Source organism: Phyllobacterium trifolii (assembly GCF_014192095.1).
GTDB lineage: Bacteria > Pseudomonadota > Alphaproteobacteria > Rhizobiales > Rhizobiaceae > Phyllobacterium > Phyllobacterium trifolii.
Window position 1 is genome coordinate 169,883 of record NZ_JACHXN010000011.1, and the last position, 16,756, is coordinate 186,638.

18 protein-coding genes and 3 pseudogenes are annotated in these 16,756 nt (G+C 56.6%); 14 read left to right on the forward strand and 7 right to left on the reverse strand.

The window, feature by feature from the left end; genetic code table 11:
• Position 1: 1 nt before the first annotated feature.
• Positions 2-331, reverse strand: coding sequence for an ArsR/SmtB family transcription factor (locus tag FHS21_RS17720; RefSeq protein WP_183663435.1), 330 nt, complete (start codon positions 329-331; stop codon positions 2-4).
• Between the two features lie 46 nt (positions 332-377).
• Between FHS21_RS17720 and FHS21_RS17725 the strand changes: the two genes are divergently transcribed.
• Complete coding sequence (locus FHS21_RS17725) at positions 378-902, forward strand: DUF6428 family protein (RefSeq protein ID WP_183663437.1); 525 nt, start codon at positions 378-380, stop codon at positions 900-902.
• A gap of 38 nt (positions 903-940) precedes the next feature.
• On the opposite strand, the gene FHS21_RS17730 is transcribed toward FHS21_RS17725, so the two are convergent.
• Entirely contained in the window at positions 941-1,723 is a 783-nt protein-coding gene (locus FHS21_RS17730; protein ID WP_183663439.1) for a sulfite exporter TauE/SafE family protein, read from the reverse strand.
• 1,033 nt (positions 1,724-2,756) lie between these two features.
• Between FHS21_RS17730 and FHS21_RS17735 the strand changes: the two genes are divergently transcribed.
• The 6 genes and pseudogenes from FHS21_RS17735 (at position 2,757) to arsH (ending at position 6,234) form a co-directional block, all read left to right on the forward strand.
• Positions 2,757-3,113 carry an ArsR/SmtB family transcription factor gene (locus tag FHS21_RS17735; protein ID WP_183663441.1) on the forward strand — a complete coding sequence of 119 codons (357 nt, stop codon included), beginning with the start codon at positions 2,757-2,759 and terminating at the stop codon, positions 3,111-3,113.
• Positions 3,106-3,618: pseudogene (locus FHS21_RS30750) on the forward strand (arsenate reductase ArsC); the annotation flags it as partial. The gene FHS21_RS17735 and the pseudogene FHS21_RS30750, both read left to right, overlap by 8 nt.
• Before the next feature lie 33 nt (positions 3,619-3,651).
• Positions 3,652-4,038 (forward strand): annotated as a pseudogene (gene arsN2 / locus FHS21_RS30755) (arsenic resistance N-acetyltransferase ArsN2); the annotation flags it as partial.
• Positions 4,039-4,047: 9 nt separating this feature from the next.
• On the forward strand, positions 4,048-5,109 hold the full coding sequence (gene arsB / locus FHS21_RS17745; RefSeq protein ID WP_183663444.1) for an ACR3 family arsenite efflux transporter: 1,062 nt from the start codon (positions 4,048-4,050) through the stop codon (positions 5,107-5,109).
• A complete protein-coding gene (gene arsC, locus FHS21_RS17750; protein ID WP_183663446.1) occupies positions 5,109-5,531 on the forward strand; it encodes an arsenate reductase (glutaredoxin) in 423 nt (140 codons plus the stop codon). The genes arsB and arsC overlap by 1 nt, the downstream gene beginning before the upstream one ends.
• 13 nt (positions 5,532-5,544) lie before the next feature.
• Positions 5,545-6,234 carry an arsenical resistance protein ArsH gene (gene arsH / locus FHS21_RS17755; protein ID WP_183663518.1) on the forward strand — a complete coding sequence of 230 codons (690 nt, stop codon included), beginning with the start codon at positions 5,545-5,547 and terminating at the stop codon, positions 6,232-6,234.
• 41 nt (positions 6,235-6,275) lie between these two features.
• Here arsH and moaA read toward each other — a convergent pair whose 3' ends face one another.
• The 5 genes from moaA to phnC all read right to left on the reverse strand — a co-directional run bounded on the left by moaA (position 6,276) and on the right by phnC (position 11,141).
• Positions 6,276-7,265, reverse strand: coding sequence for a GTP 3',8-cyclase MoaA (gene moaA, locus FHS21_RS17760; RefSeq protein ID WP_183663520.1), 990 nt, complete (start codon positions 7,263-7,265; stop codon positions 6,276-6,278).
• 173 nt (positions 7,266-7,438) lie between these two features.
• On the reverse strand, positions 7,439-8,314 hold the full coding sequence (gene phnE / locus FHS21_RS17765; RefSeq protein WP_183663448.1) for a phosphonate ABC transporter, permease protein PhnE: 876 nt from the start codon (positions 8,312-8,314) through the stop codon (positions 7,439-7,441).
• 12 nt (positions 8,315-8,326) lie between these two features.
• Positions 8,327-9,277: a phosphonate ABC transporter, permease protein PhnE gene (phnE, locus tag FHS21_RS17770; protein ID WP_183663450.1), complete on the reverse strand. Its 951-nt coding sequence runs from the start codon at positions 9,275-9,277 to the stop codon at positions 8,327-8,329.
• 60 nt (positions 9,278-9,337) lie between these two features.
• Positions 9,338-10,267 carry a phosphonate ABC transporter substrate-binding protein gene (gene phnD / locus FHS21_RS17775; RefSeq protein WP_183663452.1) on the reverse strand — a complete coding sequence of 310 codons (930 nt, stop codon included), beginning with the start codon at positions 10,265-10,267 and terminating at the stop codon, positions 9,338-9,340.
• Between the two features lie 64 nt (positions 10,268-10,331).
• Complete coding sequence (gene phnC, locus FHS21_RS17780) at positions 10,332-11,141, reverse strand: phosphonate ABC transporter ATP-binding protein (protein ID WP_183663454.1); 810 nt, start codon at positions 11,139-11,141, stop codon at positions 10,332-10,334.
• Positions 11,142-11,294: 153 nt separating this feature from the next.
• Here phnC and FHS21_RS30760 point away from each other — a divergent pair, with 153 nt between their 5' ends.
• The 7 genes and pseudogenes from FHS21_RS30760 (at position 11,295) to FHS21_RS17815 (ending at position 16,618) form a co-directional block, all read left to right on the forward strand.
• Positions 11,295-11,381 (forward strand): hypothetical protein, encoded by an 87-nt coding sequence (locus tag FHS21_RS30760; protein ID WP_246411090.1) that lies wholly within the window; start codon positions 11,295-11,297, stop codon positions 11,379-11,381.
• 917 nt (positions 11,382-12,298) lie between these two features.
• Positions 12,299-12,580 (forward strand): annotated as a pseudogene (thyA, locus tag FHS21_RS17790) (thymidylate synthase); the annotation flags it as partial.
• A 54-nt stretch (positions 12,581-12,634) separates the two neighbouring features.
• Positions 12,635-13,135, forward strand: coding sequence for a dihydrofolate reductase (locus FHS21_RS17795; protein WP_183663455.1), 501 nt, complete (start codon positions 12,635-12,637; stop codon positions 13,133-13,135).
• Positions 13,136-13,378: 243 nt separating this feature from the next.
• The gene (gene hflK, locus FHS21_RS17800) at positions 13,379-14,488 is read left to right on the forward strand and encodes an FtsH protease activity modulator HflK (protein ID WP_112530026.1); all 1,110 of its coding nucleotides are present in this window, start codon (positions 13,379-13,381) and stop codon (positions 14,486-14,488) included.
• The gene (hflC, locus tag FHS21_RS17805; RefSeq protein ID WP_183663457.1) at positions 14,485-15,441 is read left to right on the forward strand and encodes a protease modulator HflC; all 957 of its coding nucleotides are present in this window, start codon (positions 14,485-14,487) and stop codon (positions 15,439-15,441) included. The genes hflK and hflC overlap by 4 nt, the downstream gene beginning before the upstream one ends.
• Before the next feature lie 15 nt (positions 15,442-15,456).
• Positions 15,457-15,642 carry a DUF2065 domain-containing protein gene (locus tag FHS21_RS17810; protein ID WP_112530022.1) on the forward strand — a complete coding sequence of 62 codons (186 nt, stop codon included), beginning with the start codon at positions 15,457-15,459 and terminating at the stop codon, positions 15,640-15,642.
• Positions 15,643-15,856: 214 nt separating this feature from the next.
• Positions 15,857-16,618 (forward strand): DUF899 domain-containing protein, encoded by a 762-nt coding sequence (locus FHS21_RS17815; RefSeq protein ID WP_246411082.1) that lies wholly within the window; start codon positions 15,857-15,859, stop codon positions 16,616-16,618.
• The last annotated feature ends 138 nt before the right edge of the window (positions 16,619-16,756 follow it).

The following is a 16,756-nucleotide window of genomic DNA, read 5'->3' on the forward strand; positions in this document are numbered from 1 at the left end:
CCTACGCCTCGCAGGTTTCGGAACAGGTGTCGACCGCCGGATCGCAGCGTCCCTGACAGCAGTCCTTCATCAGGAACTCGATCAAGCCGGAGAGGGCGGGATAGACAGCGCTATAGATGATCGAACGCGCTTCACGGCGCGACTGAATCAGCCCCGCCCGCTCGAGATGGCTGAGGTGGAAGGAAATCTTCGACGACGAGGCTCCCATCGCTTCTCCGACTGCGCCGGCCGGCATGCCGTCGGGCCCGGCCATGACAAGCAAGCGGACAATGCGGAGCCGCGTTTCCTGGGAGAGCGATGCAAATGCATCGAGGGCTTGCAATTCATTCATAATTACCTCAATCTCTCAAAAGATGTTGAAATAAGGATAGACCAACATGGACGCCATGACCAGCCCATCTGTCACCAATTTTAATGACGACGGTTCCCTTGGAGGAGTGCTTGCGGAACTGGAGCCGCATGATGACAAATCGCTTGTCATCGAATACGGCGGACGCACGATCCAATCCGGCTATCACGTCACCGAAGTCAAGGCGGGGTCCTTCGTGACGCTCGACTGCGGCGGCAATCCCGACCAATGGCACGAAACGATTTTGCAGGTTGAAGACATCCCATCGCAGGACGGCCGCGAGTTCATGAAGGTTGAAAAATTCCGCAAAATCCTCGCCCAAGTGGCAACCAAGATCGAACTTGAAGCTGGAGCCCGGTTAACCTTTGAGGTCGGGGTCCCAGGTACGCCGATGCAGGTGTTCGACGTACACGCGCTCGAGATCGATGGTGAACGTGCTCTCTTGCGCCTTGCTCCACGTCCCGCCATCTGCAAGCCGAGGCATCGGGCAGCTCAGGTTGCCAACGCGGTCTCCTGTTGTGCCTCGCCAGTAAAATCTGGATGTTGTGCTTGAGGAACATGCTGTCCACCAAGGACGATCCGACAAGATCGTTAGGCATGTTGCCAAACCTTGTAGGCGGAGATGACCAAAATCACCGCAAGCGCAGGAAGTAGGAGAGCCTCCGGAACGACGCCGAGCAATTGACCGCCAATAAACGTTCCGACAATGGATCCCGCGGCCATGATAAGGACGAACGTTTTGTTTTTGCCTAAGACGGTGAAACTCTTGTCTCGACTGTACCGGGTGAATCCCACAAGCATGGTCGGCAGGCTCACCGCGAGGGATAGGCTTCCAGCTAGTTTTATGTCCGCTCCAAAGAGTAGTATTAAAGTTGGGATGAGAAGCTCGCCACCCGCTACCCCCAACAGTGCTGCTACTATGCCAATGATGAAGCCAGCTGTCATCCCTGCGACAAGGAGGTACATACCGGTCAAGGCCGGTCCATCTGAGACTGCACCATGGCTAAGCACCAACACCACCGCAATTGCGACCAGCATTAGGGCAATTACACGGTAGAGGATCGCAGACTTTAATTTGGTTGCCCATCCCGCGCCGAACCAAGCTCCGAGCAGGCTTCCTGCGAGGAGATTGAAGACAATCGACCATTGTGCGGCGACATCTGTTATAGGGACGGACGTGGCCCGGAACGGCAGTGCCGTCGCAACGACGACCAAGCTCATCGCCTTGTTGAGGATTACCGCTTCCAGAGCGCCAAACCGAAACATTCCGATCAGTAGTGGCAAGCGGAACTCCGCTCCACCAAGGCCAATAAGGCCCCCAAGCGCACCAATCAAGGCACCTCCACCCAAGGCAGCACTCTTGCTCTGTTCCATTTTCGTACCCTCAATTGAATCTCGAAATCTGCTCCAGCAAAGAAACGTTGCAGATTTTCAGGAGGGCACTACTCCCGGTCACCCAAGGCAGGTTACATACGTGCAGGGGGCCAGCGCTGAAGTAATGCGCACATCTGGATCGAAGACAAGAAGTGAATTCTTCGAGGACTGAGAGAATTTGGTTGGTGCCGCAGGCTCCTACGGGTCCCTCAGCGGTTCGGGCTCTCCGTTTCGCCTGAACATACGGCATCCGTCGCCGACTGCAGCTTCGTAAAGCGAATCGCCGGGTCTGATGGCTGCCCAAGACGAGTAGACTTTGCCAACTGTGACATAGATCTCGCGACGGGCATCGGCGTGGGCAAACCGATCCACGTAACGATCGGCCAAAGCCATGCAGTTGCGGAAATATAAGGGAGTGTTGCTGACGCGGCTTGAAGACAAAGATGGGTCCAAAACACCGAGAAGAAGTTCGGCACAAACCTCGATCAGTGCTCCAGCGTATGGGAGTTCCGGTATGAAAATTTCATGTTTGGCCGTAGCAAATCCCCGGGGATGCTTATTCGCTGGAATGCACTTGACGAAAGGCCTGGGAACGTCGGCGTCGTCGAATATGCGGTGCGCAAGATCCTTCGCTCTTGTAAACGATATTTGGTTGTGGACAAGGCCTCGCCTGTTGCGCCAAATCTCTTCGAGGCGCGCAGCAAGATCCTCCATCTCCTGTGGAGTTTCTACGAGCGATGCTGCCTCTCGGAGTGCGTGCTCGTTGCAAGCTCCATACGAAATTATATCTCTTCCCATATATCGAGATTTATCGATGCAAACGATCGATGTCAATGCGTGATATCATAACAGGGTCTTATTGGTGAGCCAGCCTGAAGACTGATGCCGCCAGGCCAAGGCAAGGACGACACGGTGATCGGAAATTGCTCTAGGGTAGGTCCGATTAAAAACTACCTGGAATGCTCCCACAAAGTTGATCTGATTGAAGCAATCAACGTTGACAGAATCTGGAAACATCTATAAATCCCGATATATGGACAAAAATGAAACAATCGAAGCCTTTTCGGCTCTTGCGCAGCCGACGCGTATGGACGCGTTCAAGCTCATCGTCATGCACGAACCCGACGGCATCGCCGCAGGTGAGGTGTCCCGGATACTCGACGTTCCGCAGAACACCATGTCAACCCATCTCGCGATCATGACAAGGGCCGGGCTGATCTCTTCGGAGCGACAGAGCCGTTCCATCATCTATCGCGCCAACTTCGAGAACTTGCGCGAGGCGATCAATTTCCTCCTGAAGGATTGCTGCGCCGGGCATCCCGACATCTGTGCACCCCTCATTGCCGACATCGTCCCTTGCTGTCCTCCCAAGGAGAATATCAATGTCTGACCGCGTCTATAACGTCCTCTTTCTTTGCACCGGGAATTCAGCCCGGTCTATTCTGGCTGAATCCATCCTCAATGCCGAAGGTAAGGATCGCTTCCAAGCATTTTCCGCAGGAAGTCAGCCGAAAGGTGAGGTCAATCCTTTCGCGCTTAAAGTCCTTGGGGCGCTGGGATACCCGACAGAAGGTTTCCGCTCCAAGAGCTGGGACGAGTTTGCGGTTGAAGGCGCGCCGCAGATGGATTTCATCTTTACTGTCTGTGATAGCGCGGCAGGTGAAGCGTGCCCAGTTTGGCCTGGACATCCCATGACCGCTCATTGGGGTATCGAAGACCCCGCAGCCGTCGAGGGCACGGACATCGAGAAGGAAAGGGCCTTCTCGCTTGCTGCCCGCTACATGAAAAACAGAATCGTGGCCTTCCTCAACCTTCGCCATGATGCCGTGGACCGACTGTGGTTGACCACAAAGCTCCAAGCGATCGGGCGGCGTGAGGGATTGGAGGCTGAGGAAATTGACAATGTCGATATCGGACTTGAATCAGCTTTGCGGTCTGTCGATCTTCCAACGGAGGATCTCGGTCAGTCGAGCGGCAAGTTCTTCCGTTTTTCAGACCGCCAAGGCAATCCCGTCGGATACGGCGGCGTCGAGTTCTACGGAAAGGACGCGCTTCTGCGCTCGATCGCAGTGCCGGCCGAGGCGCAAAAGCACGGACACGGCAGCGCAATCACGCGGCTGTTGCTCCGCTACGCCGACATTCAGGGTGCGGAGGCAGGATATCTTCTGACGACCGACGCTGCCCCGTTCTTCGGTAAGCTGGGCTTTCGCCCGGTCGAACGGACGTCAGTACCGGAGGCGATCCTTTCTACTCCACAAGCATCGGGCCTCTGTCCCTCGACAGCGTCAATCTTGACGCGGTCCGTTTCCATCTAAGGAAAAACCATGTCCGTTTTTGAACGTTATCTCACCCTCTGGGTGGCGTTGTGCATTGTCGTCGGCATCGCGCTCGGGCACGTGATCCCCGGCGTGTTTCAAGCCATCGGCTCCGCCGAGGTCGCCAAGGTCAACATTCCGGTGGCAGTGCTGATCTGGCTGATGATCATTCCGATGCTCTTGCGCATTGATTTCGCAGCTCTGAAAGAAGTCGGTTCGTTCTGGCGCGGCATAGGTGTCACGCTGTTCATAAACTGGGCGGTCAAACCGTTTTCCATGGCGCTGCTTGGTTGGCTGTTTATCGGTTGGCTGTTCCGGCCGTACCTACCGGAAACGCAGATAGATTCCTACATCGCGGGTCTGATCATTCTTGCCGCTGCACCCTGCACTGCCATGGTGTTTGTCTGGTCGAACCTGACCAAAGGCGAACCGCACTTCACGCTGTCGCAGGTGGCGCTGAATGATGCGATCATGGTAGTGGCCTTCGCGCCCATTGTCGGCTTATTGCTCGGGCTGTCGGCGATCACGGTCCCTTGGGATACGCTCGTGCTTTCCGTCGTCCTCTACATTGTCATTCCTGTCATCATCGCCCAAGTCATCCGTCGCCAACTCTTGGCAAGCGCCGGCAAGGCAGGACTTGAACGGCTCCTCCATATTCTCCAACCGCTGTCGCTTGTGGCTCTGCTGGCAACCCTCGTCATGCTTTTCGGCTTTCAAGGCGAGCAAATCATCGCGCAGCCGCTGGTTATCGCGCTTCTTGCGGTGCCGATCCTGATCCAGGTCTATTTCAACTCGGGTCTTGCCTATATGCTCAACCGCATCAGTGGCGAGCAGCACTGCGTCGCCGGACCGTCGGCGTTGATCGGTGCCAGCAACTTCTTCGAGCTTGCCGTCGCCGCCGCCATCAGTCTGTTTGGCTTCAATTCCGGCGCGGCCTTGGCCACCGTGGTTGGCGTGCTGATCGAAGTCCCTGTCATGCTGTCGGTCGTGTGGATCGTCAACCGCAGCAAGAATTGGTACGAGCGCGGCGCGGCCGTTCAGAATCTCCAGAAAGCAGAAAGGACAGTCTGATGACCGTCACCATCTATCACAACCCGGCATGCGGCACCTCGCGCAACACACTTGCCCTCATCCGCAATACGGGCATCGAGCCGACGATCATCGAATATTTGAAGTCGCCGCCCGCGCGTCAGGAACTCAAAGACTTGATCCGCCGGGCAGGGTTGACGGTGCGCGAGGCAATCCGCGAGAAAGGCACGCCTTACGCTGAGCTTGGCCTGGATAACCCCTCGTTGACTGACGAGCAGTTGCTTGACGCCATGGAGGCACATCCGATCCTCATCAACCGTCCCTTCGTCGTAACCGAGAAAGGCGTCCGTTTGAGCCGGCCATCTGAACTCGTTTTGGATATTTTGCCGAAGCCGCAACAAGGAGCGTTCGCCAAGGAAGACGGCGAGCTCGTCATCGACGCTGAAGGAAAGCGTGTTGTCTGATCTACCCAATGCAATCCCCGACGCGCTGGAAGTACCGGAGCATACGAAGCTTTCCGGACCACGTTCCACGCATCGTCCGCGGATCCTTCTGCTCTGCGGCTCGTTGCGGAAAGTCTCCTATAGCCGGCTGCTGACCCTAGAGGCGGCGCGGCTGCTGGAGCATTTCGGCGCGGAAACCCGAATCTACGATCCATCCGGATTGCCGCTCCCGGATGACGCACCGATCGATCATCCGAAGGTGCAGGAGCTGCGCGAACTGTCGCTGTGGTCGGAGGGTCAGGTCTGGACCAGTCCTGAACGGCATGGGGCGATGACTGGCGTCATGAAATCCCAAATCGATTGGATACCGCTCGCGATGGGCTCGATCCGGCCCACACAGGGGCGTACGCTTGCCGTCATGCAGGTGTCTGGCGGTTCGCAATCTTTCAACGCGGTCAACCAGATGCGGGTGCTCGGGCGCTGGATGCGTATGATCACCATCCCAAATCAGTCCTCGGTGGCGAAAGCTTATCAGGAATTCGACGAGCACGGCCGTATGAAGCCGTCGGCCTACTACGACCGCGTCGTCGACGTGATGGAGGAATTGGTCAAGTTCACCTTGCTGACGCGGGATGTCTCCGGATATCTCACCGACAGGTACAGCGAACGCAAAGAGAGTGCGGCGGAACTGGAGAAACGCGTCAATCTCAAAAGTGCCGTTTAAGAAAGAAGTTCAACGTCTTAGACGCGATCATTGGAAACTGTTTAGCCGCCGGTAACGCTCATGTGGCGGGAGACTGCCGGGCGATTGTGACGGCGGTCGATAATAAAATCATGGCCCTTCGGCTTTCGGCCAATTGCTTCGTCAATGGTATCATTCAGAAGTTCGTTACCTTCTGACGCACGCAATGGCTCGCGCAGGTCAGCAGCGTCTTCCTGGCCGAGGCACATGTAAAGCGTGCCGGTGCAAGTCAGACGCACACGGTTGCAACTCTCGCAGAAATTATGCGTCATCGGTGTGATGAAGCCGACACGCCCGCCGGTTTCCTCGATCTCGACATAGCGGGCAGGCCCGCCGGTCTTGTAGGCAATGTCGTTCAGGGTGAACTCTTCACTGAGTTTGGCCCGAAGCAGCGACAGCGGCAGGTACTGGTCTGTACGATCGAGTTCGATTTCACCCATTGGCATGGTTTCGATCAGCGTCAGGTCCATACCGCGCCCATGAGCCCAGCGAATCATCCCTGGAATCTCGTGATCGTTGAAGCCCTTAAGGGCGACTGCGTTCAGCTTGACTTTGATGCCGGCTTCTTGCGCAGCGTCGATGCCTTCCATAACCCGGCTGAAGTCACCCCAGCGAGTAATGGCACGGAATTTACCAGGATCCAGCGTATCCAGTGATACGTTTATACGCTTGACGCCGTGGCCGGCCAACTCAGGCGCAAAGCGTGCGAGCTGCGAGCCGTTCGTGGTGAGTGTCAACTCTTCGAGCGCACCGGACTGAAGATGACGCGAAAGCTCTCCGATCAGATGCATGATATTTTTGCGAACCAGCGGCTCCCCGCCGGTAAGACGCAGTTTTTTCACGCCCTTCTCTATGAATGCCGTGCAAAGCCGATCCAGTTCCTCTAGCGTCAGCAGATCCTTCTTCGGCAGGAATGTCATGTGTTCCGACATGCAATAGGTGCAGCGGAAATCGCAGCGATCCGTCACCGATACGCGCAAATAGCTGATCGTTCGCCCGAAAGGATCAATCATGGATGCCTGATGGATCAAGCCGTCAACCAGTGTTGTAGGGACCAAGATTTTCCTCCGTTGGCGATGAGAATGCGCCACACAGATTGATGCGTCAATGGCTGTACAAACAGCCTTTATGCGAGAATTTATTGAGAAGCGCGTCCTTAAATCAGCCTGCATGGCGCTGGAGAATGTCAGCCGTTTGGACCGCCAATAAACTGGTACCGCACGAACTTCGAGACGTAGTCGATGATGCTCACGGTAACGATGATGAGCACGACAATATATGCGACCTCGTCATAGCGGAGAACATTCCATCGTGAAATCAGCTCAAAGCCGATGCCACCGGCTCCGACCAGCCCCAGGATGGCAGCAGAACGGGTATTCGACTCGAAGAAGTAGAGGGCTTGCGAAATGAGCACCGGGAGCACTTGGGGCAACATTCCCCATCGCTGAACCAGAAGTGGTCCCGCTCCGGTAGACTGCACGCCTTCGATTGGCTGGCGTTCGGCGTTTTCCAGGGCTTCAGAGAACAGTTTGGCCAGCGTTCCCGTGTCGCTGACGAAGATCGCCAGAATCCCGGCCATCGGTCCAAGCCCCACGGCGGAAATGAAGATAAGCGCCCAAATGACCTGGTCGACGCCGCGCGCGACGTCGAAGAGACGCTTGCCCGCAAACCGCACCAGAAAGACGGGCATCACGTTGCGTGCGGTTATGAAGGCGAGAGGAACCGCGACAAGCGTCGCCAGCGTCGTGCCCAACAGCGCCATGGCGACCGTTTCCAACATTGACGACAGGATTGCCGTGTGATCCCACTCTGCAAACTTAGACCAGTCGAAAAAATGGGAAATAAGTGCGCCGGCCCGCGGATCGGGTTGCACTAGCCGGAGCGGGGTCAGGTCAAAATGTATGTGCAGCCAGATAATAATGCCGACGAACAGCGCCCACGCGCAGTAAATTCCCACTCGTTCGGGCATCGTTTTAGCAAAGGCACGCGGGTATTGCTGCCGCATCGAGTTGATGTCTTCGCTTGTGACGGCTTGGAGTCGAATCGTTGGATTTGAAACCATGAGGATGCGGTCCTAGTGCTGCAGCTGCGTCGTGATGAAACGGTGCCTGATTTGCCCTGAGATCACGTCGATGAGCATTACGAGGGCAACGACGAGGATGATGACTGCGCTGACGTCTTCGTACTGGTTGAAATTGATCACCTTCTTTATTTCCGCCCCGATACCGCCTGCGCCCACGACGCCGATGATGGCAGAGGACCGTATGTTAATCTCAAAGCGCAGCAGTGCGTAGCTGATGAACCCGGGAAGGACCTGAGGAACCACGGCGTAACGGAGGGTCTTGGGCCAATCAGCGCCCACGGCACGCATGCCTTCAACGGGCCGCATGCTGATGTTTTCGTTGAGCTCGGAAAAGAGTTTGCCGAGTGCCCCTGCCGTATGAAGTCCCATGGCGAGGATGCCGGCGATGGGCCCGATGCCGTAGCAAAAGACAAAGAACAGCGCGAATACGAGATCGGGTATCGAGCGCAGCACCTCCATGAGACGACGCGCGATCCATACAATGAAGGGATTGTCGACGAGGTTGCGGGATGCAAAAAAACTGAACGCGAAGGCGATGGTAAATCCCATAAGGGTCGCCAGAACCGCCATCAGTAGCGTTTCAACAATCAGCGAAACGAACGTGTTTAGATTGAAAAACCAATAGGCGAGGGACTGTTTGGTATCGGCGTCTCCGAAGAAGTGGGACAACGATACGATCGGAATTCGTTCCGAGGATCCGCCGGCCAATGCAGTCGTGAACAGCTTCGTTATGTATAAACCCAATGCAGGAAAACCGGCTACCAGGTCCGGTAGGCTGAAGTCTGTCAGCCAGACCGAGCAGACAAACAGAAATGCGAAAATGGCGATGTAGACGGTAGTGATCCGTCGCTTTGCACGCCGATGTTCCTCAATCCTCGCCATCAACAACGAGAGGGAATCTGCTTCCCTGCCTGCTCCGGTGCGCGGCAATGTCATAACCATGAAAATTTCCTTGGGAATTGCCTTGGCTGGGCGGCGCGTGGCCGCCCAGCCAAGCCGTGCTTAGGACTTGCGTCCGCCGGTTGCTTCGGCTTCGCGGAGTTTGATGATGTCTGAGAAGAGGTCCATGCTGCCACGGACGTAACCTTTACCCGTGCCGCGTTCGACTTGCTTGTAGATGTCGGGATGATCAGTCGGCAACGCCATCATTATTTCCAGAAGCTTCGCCTTCAGATCGTCGGGAAGGTTCGTGCGAATCGCGGTCGGACCGTTGGGAATCTTGCCCGACTGCCAAATGATGTTGATGTCGGACATCTTGAGCAGGCCCTTGTCGACCATGCTTCGCAGATTTCCTCGGGTATAACCCTCTGATTTCTCGCCTTGGCCGGAAACCCAAGTAACAGCACCATCATATTGCTTCTGCAGAACTGCTATCACGCCCTGTTCGTGGCCGCCGGAGAAACCCGTCCGCGAGAAATAAGTCTGAGGATCGATTCCCTCGGCCTTGAGCGAGGCGTTCGGAATGAGATATCCCGAAGCGGAGTTGGGATCGGCGAAGGCAAGAGATTTGCCCTTCATCTTCTCGACGCTGTCGATGCCGGAACCGGCACCCGTCACCATGACAGAGTAATAATAAGTCGAGCCGTCCGCTTCTTGCGGTACGACGAGAGGTTCGATGCATTTGCAGTCGAGCCATGCTCCCGCGAAAGCTGATGGTCCGAGCCCGGCCATTTCTACCTGATTGGCACCCATCGCCTGCATGATGCCGCCGTAGTCGGTTGCCGGATAAAGCTTGACTGGAATCCCCAGTTCGGCTTCGAGCAGCGACCTGAATTTCTCGTTCCGGGTCATCAGATCCTGAGCGTTTTCACCGCCGATGAGACCGACACGGAATTCCTTGACCGTATCCTTGTAGTCTGCCCAGGCAGCGCCACCCGAGGCCACCGCTCCCAAGATTATGGCCGCAGTCGTTAGAAATAGTTTCCTGATCATTAGTTCTCTCCTGTTGTGTTCTGATGGTAGTTCTCTGTTCTAGGCCGTGAGACCTCAGACGTTTTCAAACGGTCGCTGGATGGACGGTCTTTTGCGGTACAGGAACGCTATCGGGGCCGAACGGGTGGTTCGTCTCCAGGCCCTCGGGACCGTATATCCGGTGAACCATCACATCGGAGAGTTCGTCCGGGCGGCCGTCGAAGACCACCTTGCCCTTGGCCATTCCGACGATCCGATCGCAATAATTCTTTGCTGTCGCGAGGGTGTGCAGATTGCAGAATACCGTGATCCCGTCTTGGCGATTGATTTGGCGCAGCGCATCCATGACCACCTTCGCGTTGTGCGGGTCGAGAGAGGCGATCGGTTCGTCGGCAAGTATGATTTCGGGTTCTTGCATCAAGGCGCGAGCAATCGCGACGCGTTGTTGTTGGCCGCCCGAAAGAGTGTCGGCTTTTTGCAATGCGGCTTTCGTCATTCCCAAACGGTCAAGGGCGCGGATTGCAAGAGCCCGCTCTGGAGGACTGAAGGCCTTGAAAATCGCGCGACCCAAGGAAACTTCATTCAGTCGGCCGGTCAGAACATTGGTGATGACATCCAGACGGTCGATGAGATTGAACTGTTGGAAGATCATGGCACAGCGCCTGCGCCAGGCCCGCAGGTCCGCGCCTTTCAATCCGGTGACATCCTTGCCTTCGAATAAAATGCGTCCGCTCGTTGGGTCGACCATACGGTTGATCATCCGCAGCAAGGTGGATTTGCCCGCCCCGGATCGCCCGATCACCCCAACCATCTGCCCTGACGGAACCTCCAATGACACAGTCCCTATCGAGACGTCAGGGCTGAACTTCCGGATGACGTCGTCAAGTATAAGCACCGCTGGTCCCCATATATCGAGAATTACAGATGCTTAAGTAGGGCCGGGATGTGACAGAGAGATGACGATCTGCTGCGATGCACGGATCGACGACACGGTCGCCGACCCGGTCGGTCGATTTACATGTAGCGAACTGGTGGCGGCGAGAACCATCTGGCTTATCACCTTGCCGCTCTCCTCGCGTTGCATCGGTTTGCCGCGAATACTGGCCAACGGATACCCATGTTCCTTGCTCATTGACCAGCCAACACAGGTCTATTTTCCGTCTGAGACAGTCTACAAAGAGGCTGCGGGATTCATTGAAAAGACGGCAGCGATGCTGACCTTGCTGCGGTTCGTCGCCTATTCGTACTCTTGCGTGACTTTACCTCAGCGTTTCAGATAATCGTACGAGCACGCAAACCTTCGAAATGACTGGTTTCAAGCGGCCTTGGTGGAACTTTGGACCAAGCCACCCGCGCTAGTTCCCGAAGTATGGCAGGAGCTACCTTCCGATTAAACTTCTAAATCCACCGCCGTTTGAGTCCTTGATGCGTTGGCTGCTTTGCTTCCGCCCTACAAGCCCGACCTGACGGTCGGGTCAAGGGAGCGCAACCGAAAGCGTTCGCGAATCGCGACGGGCTCGCTTCGGCGCTTCTAAACGAGCGCGCTCGCCCGTCGCTTTCCCACCGTTCCGTTGGTTGCCGTTTATCGGCGCGAGAGGCGCGACCTGCGGCCGGGTCCACAAAGGGCTCATCAACGAGGGCACCCACTCGATTAAATACTGTGTAAAGTCTAAACTGAAGGACCTCATCAGCGCGAACTAACGTCGTCTCAACCATGGAATCAGGTATCCTGGCATGGTCCGTCCTTCCGAGCAGGCTGACATGACAGAAGCTGAGGTCAACGGCAAGCCGTCCTTCACTGCGTTACGGCCCTTCGGGTGACATCAGCTTCCTTACATGTCGGCTCGTAGCTATCGGGACGGGGAACATCAAAGGCCGCCCTATGGGCGGGTTCGATCCCTCCGGGGGATCGAACAGGGAACAAGCTAAAAGACCGCACCATGACGTTTTGATCAAAGCTTCATGGGTACCAATCCATAATGATTGTAACAACAAACCGATCAGTGATTTCCATTTTAGAGGCTGGTACCAATGACAACAAAAAGTGATGATGTCGGAAAACCCTTCAACATCGCCTCCTACGCGCTGCTGACGATGATGGTGGCGCAAGTCACCGGGTTGAAGCCCGGCGATTTCGTTCACACGCTCGGCGATGCCCATCTCTATGCCAATCATTTCGAACAGGCGAAGCAGCAATTGATGCGCAAGCCCGGGCCATTGCCGATCATGCAGATCAATCCGGACGTTACCGATCTCTTTGCCTTCAAATATGACGATTTCCATCTGATAGATTATGTCGCCGAGCCGAGCATCAGGGCGCCGATCGCGGTATAGAATCCGCGTTCAGGTTTGCGGGCGAAATGTTTGTTTGAAACGGATGGATGCCACATGATCAGTTTTGTTGTTGCGATTGCCGAAAATGGCGTGATCGGCCGTGAGAATGGTTTGCCGTGGCGGTTGTCCTCGGATCTGAAGCGTTTCAAGGCAACCACCATGGGCAAGCCCATCATCATGGGGCGCAAGACATGGGATTCGCTAGGGCGGCCATTGCCGGGCCGGACCAACATTGTCATCACCCGCGATCCTGCCTTTTCCGTTGAAGGTGTTATCGCCGCCCGGTCCATCGATCAGGCGCTGATGATTGCGGGAAGCCATGCCGGTGCCGACAAGGTCAACGAGATTTGCATTATAGGCGGCGGCGATATTTTTCGCCAATCGTTGAACCGCGCCGACAGGCTGTATGTCACCTGGGTTCTCGCCGAAGTCGAAGGCGATGTCGTTTTCCCTCCGATCGATCCGAAGGTATGGACCGAGGTTTCCAGCGAGGATTTCCCGGCGGGTGAAAAAGACAATTATGCAACGCGGTTTGCCATCTACGAACGCGGTTAATTTTGGCGTCTGTCGATATTCACGCCATAGCGAGGCGAAAACGGCGGGTTTCGAGCAACGGAGCGCAGCGTACATTTGGTACGTGAGCACCGGAAGCGCAGAAAAACGCCGTTTGCAGACCGCTATGACGTGAATAAGCGTCGCCACGCGTTGAAAGCGCGCCTCGCCATCCCTATAAACGGGAAGTTGGATTAGCGGGAGGAGGCCACGGGGTGGCGCTTTCGTTCAAATTAAGAGGTAGGAATGCCCTGGAGTAATCAGAACGGCGGCGGCGGCCCATGGGGTGGCGGCGGTAATAATAGTGGCGGCGGTGGCCCTTGGGGTCAAAAGCCGCAAGGTGGCGGAGGCAAGACCCCTCCCGATCTCGAAGATATATTCCGCCGTGGTCAGGATCGTTTGCGTCAGGCGCTTCCGGGTGGTTCGGGCGGCAGTCCGGCGATCTGGGGCCTGGCCGCACTTGCGCTGGTGGCGTTCTGGCTTTTCCAGTCGATATACACAGTCCAGCCGGACGAACGCGCCGTCGAGCTGCGTTTCGGCAAGCCCAAGCCTGATATCGCCGAGCCGGGCCTGCATTTCCATTTGTGGCCAATCGAATCCTATGAGAAGGTCGAGATCGTCGAAAAGCAGAAGAACATTGGCGGGCAGGGCGCTCGCGGCGCCAAGGAAGGCCTGATGCTCTCCGGCGACCAGAACATCGTCGATGTTCAGTTCTCGGTGCTGTATCGTGTTTCTGATCCCGTCGCCTATCTGTTCCATGTCGAAAACCCGGAAAACCTCGTGCAGCAGGTTTCGGAAAGCGCCATGCGCGAGATCGTCGGCCGCAGTCCGGCACAGGATATCTTCCGTGATAACCGTGCTGGCATCGCCAATGATGTGCGCGCCATTATCCAGAAGACGCTCGACGATTATGGCGCGGGCATTGCGATCAATGCTCTATCAATCGAAGATGCCGCGCCGCCACGCGAAGTGGCCGACGCGTTCGATGAAGTTCAGCGTGCTGAACAGGACGAAGACCGTTTCGTCGAGGAATCGAACCAGTATTCCAACCAGAAGCTGGGTCAGGCCCGCGGTGAAGGCGCGCAGATCCGTGAAGATGCGGCTGCCTATAAAAACCGTATCGTCCAGGAAGCAGAAGGTGAGGCGCAACGCTTTACCTCTGTCTATGACCAGTATGTCAAAGCGCCGGAAGTCACGCGCAAGCGTCTCTTCCTTGAAACGATGGAGCGTGTACTGAAGGATTCGAACAAGGTGATCGTCGATCAAAGCGGACAAGGCGTCATACCTTATCTGCCGCTGCCGGGTTTGACCGGTAAGCCTGCCCCCGCCACCACCACAGAGGGGACAAAGCCATGAACCAGAATCGTGTTCCGCTTCTCGTTGGCCTTATCGCGTTCATCGCCTTGTTGGCCTATTCGTCGCTCTTCGTCGTCAGGGCCGGCCAGCAGGCCATCGTCCTGAGGTTTGGTCAGATCGTCGATGTGAAGGCCGATCCCGGCATTTATTTCAAGCTGCCTTTCGGCTTTCTTGAGGCCGACAATGTGCAGATGATCGAAGATCGTCTCCTGAGCTTTGAACTCGACAACATCCGTGTTCAGGTTTCGGGCGGCAAGTTCTACGAGGTCGATGCTTTCCTCGTCTACCAGATCACCGATCCGCGCAAGTTCCGCCAGACCGTATCGGGCGACATAACCTTGGCCGAAGCACGGTTGCGTACGCGTCTCGATGCGGCGTTGCGTGGTGTCTATGGCTTGCGTGGCTTTGAGGCTGCCCTGTCGGACGAGCGCGCTGGCATGATGAACGAAGTGCGCCAGCAACTGCGTCCCGATGCGGAGTCGCTCGGCCTGCAGATCACCGACGTACGCATTCGCCGGACGGACCTGACGCAGGAAGTGTCGCAACAGACATTCGACCGCATGAAGGCAGAACGTCTGGCGGAAGCCGAGCGCCTGCGTGCCCGCGGCCGTGAAGCAGCACAGCGCATCAAGGCCATCGCCGATCGCCAGGTTGTCGAAATCATCGCGGAAGCCCGCAAGGAATCGGAAATTGCCAGAGGTCAGGGTGAAGGCGAGCGCAGCCGTATCTTCGCCGACGTCTTCTCGAAGGATCCGGATTTCTTCGCGTTCTACCGCTCGATGACGGCCTATGGCACGGCGCTGGATAATACGGGAACGACGATGGTGCTTTCACCGAATTCCGAGTTTTTCCGGTATTTCCAGGATTCGAATGGCGGTCTGCCTCCGGTCAGCAGCGCTACACCGCCAGCCGGTGCTACGCCGCCTGCTCCACCCGCTCCCGCCCCTCAATAGGGGCGGGTTCAGATCATGATCGATTTCATTGATGCCGTAGGGCTGTTCCTCGTATTCGAGGGGCTGCTCTATGGCCTTTTCCCGCTCGTAGCCAAACGTGTTGCCCGCGATGTCAGCGAACAACCGGATGGTTTCCTGCGCATAGCCGGCGTCGCTTCCGTCGCCATCGGCGTTGGGGTGGTGTGGCTCGCGCGGGGGTAGCGTCGCGAGTTTGAGCCAATCTGATGCGTAGTGTCATCATTGATCCACCGCCTACCTTGCGGTTCGACCCCGTCAAGGGTTGGTTTCGGGGTGGAAAGCAGGCGGTTGTGCTCAGGCATGGTAAAGCTTCGCACCGCAGACAAATCATCCCTTGGAACCCGCGTGTTGTTGAGCCGTTGCATGTGAACATGCAACACTTTCAGCGGAGGAGAATATGGCTCGACAAGAAGGTCCCGGAGTCCCGGCTCCGTCTATGCGCGAACCTGTGGGCGACTTCGATGTGGTCTCGGAAGATGAATGGAACGCTGCCCGCGAGAAGCTGCTCGTGGAGGAAAAGGCCCTGATGAAGGCCAAGGATCGCCTGGCCGCCAAGCGCAGGCTGCTACCGGTGACCGAAGTTGACCGCAACTACAAATTCATAGGCACGAACGGTGATAGGGATCTGCCGGGGCTGTTCGAAGGCCGACGACAGCTAATCGTCTATCGTTTCTTCTATGCGCCCGATGTCGAGAATTGGCCGGATGGGGCGTGCGGCGGTTGCTCGCTGGTTGCGGACACCGTTGTTCATCCTGCCCATCTTGCGGCACGCGATACGACCCTTGCCTTCGTGACTGCTGCTCCCATCGACAAGATCGAGAGCCTGCGCGAACGGATGGGATGGAACCACATCCCTTTCTTTTCGCTGCCCGACGAGCGATTCTCTCGAGATTTCGGTGTTGAAGAAATGTTCGGCATCAATGTCTTCATCCGGCACGGTGAGCGTATTTTCCGCACCTACTTTCTGAATGGACGCGGCATTGAGGAAATCGGCCCCGTCTGGTCATTTCTCGACATGACGCCGTTGGGTCGGCAGGAGAATTGGCAGGAGGTGCCGCCCGGCCGTCCTCAGGGGAATCCCTACACCTGGTGGCGCCTTCACGACAATTACGGCCCAGTCGTTGCTCCCAACCCTCCGCAACCGAAGGGAAATACATGAGTTGGGGTCGCATCACGAAGCGAGAATAGGGTCGCCTCGTTCTCCGTTGCGCAGTGCGGCTGGAAGCGCCGCCGCGTAGGCCAGCCTCGTCTCGACACTCCTGAAGCGCGGCGGGCGGCCGTCGACTGGTCGCCCACC

Coding starts and splice junctions, on each gene's coding strand:
- FHS21_RS17720 (WP_183663435.1), bottom strand. CDS start 331: ATGAATGAATTGCAAGCCCTCGATGCATTTGCATCGCTCTCCCAGGAA.
- FHS21_RS17725 (WP_183663437.1), top strand. CDS start 378: ATGGACGCCATGACCAGCCCATCTGTCACCAATTTTAATGACGACGGT.
- FHS21_RS17730 (WP_183663439.1), bottom strand. CDS start 1,723: ATGGAACAGAGCAAGAGTGCTGCCTTGGGTGGAGGTGCCTTGATTGGT.
- FHS21_RS17735 (WP_183663441.1), top strand. CDS start 2,757: ATGGACAAAAATGAAACAATCGAAGCCTTTTCGGCTCTTGCGCAGCCG.
- arsB (WP_183663444.1), top strand. CDS start 4,048: ATGTCCGTTTTTGAACGTTATCTCACCCTCTGGGTGGCGTTGTGCATT.
- arsC (WP_183663446.1), top strand. CDS start 5,109: ATGACCGTCACCATCTATCACAACCCGGCATGCGGCACCTCGCGCAAC.
- moaA (WP_183663520.1), bottom strand. CDS start 7,265: ATGATTGATCCTTTCGGGCGAACGATCAGCTATTTGCGCGTATCGGTG.
- phnE (WP_183663448.1), bottom strand. CDS start 8,314: ATGGTTTCAAATCCAACGATTCGACTCCAAGCCGTCACAAGCGAAGAC.
- phnE (WP_183663450.1), bottom strand. CDS start 9,277: ATGGTTATGACATTGCCGCGCACCGGAGCAGGCAGGGAAGCAGATTCC.
- phnD (WP_183663452.1), bottom strand. CDS start 10,267: ATGATCAGGAAACTATTTCTAACGACTGCGGCCATAATCTTGGGAGCG.
- FHS21_RS17795 (WP_183663455.1), top strand. CDS start 12,635: ATGATCAGTTTTGTTGTTGCGATTGCCGAAAATGGCGTGATCGGCCGT.
- hflK (WP_112530026.1), top strand. CDS start 13,379: ATGCCCTGGAGTAATCAGAACGGCGGCGGCGGCCCATGGGGTGGCGGC.
- hflC (WP_183663457.1), top strand. CDS start 14,485: ATGAACCAGAATCGTGTTCCGCTTCTCGTTGGCCTTATCGCGTTCATC.
- FHS21_RS17810 (WP_112530022.1), top strand. CDS start 15,457: ATGATCGATTTCATTGATGCCGTAGGGCTGTTCCTCGTATTCGAGGGG.
- FHS21_RS17815 (WP_246411082.1), top strand. CDS start 15,857: ATGGCTCGACAAGAAGGTCCCGGAGTCCCGGCTCCGTCTATGCGCGAA.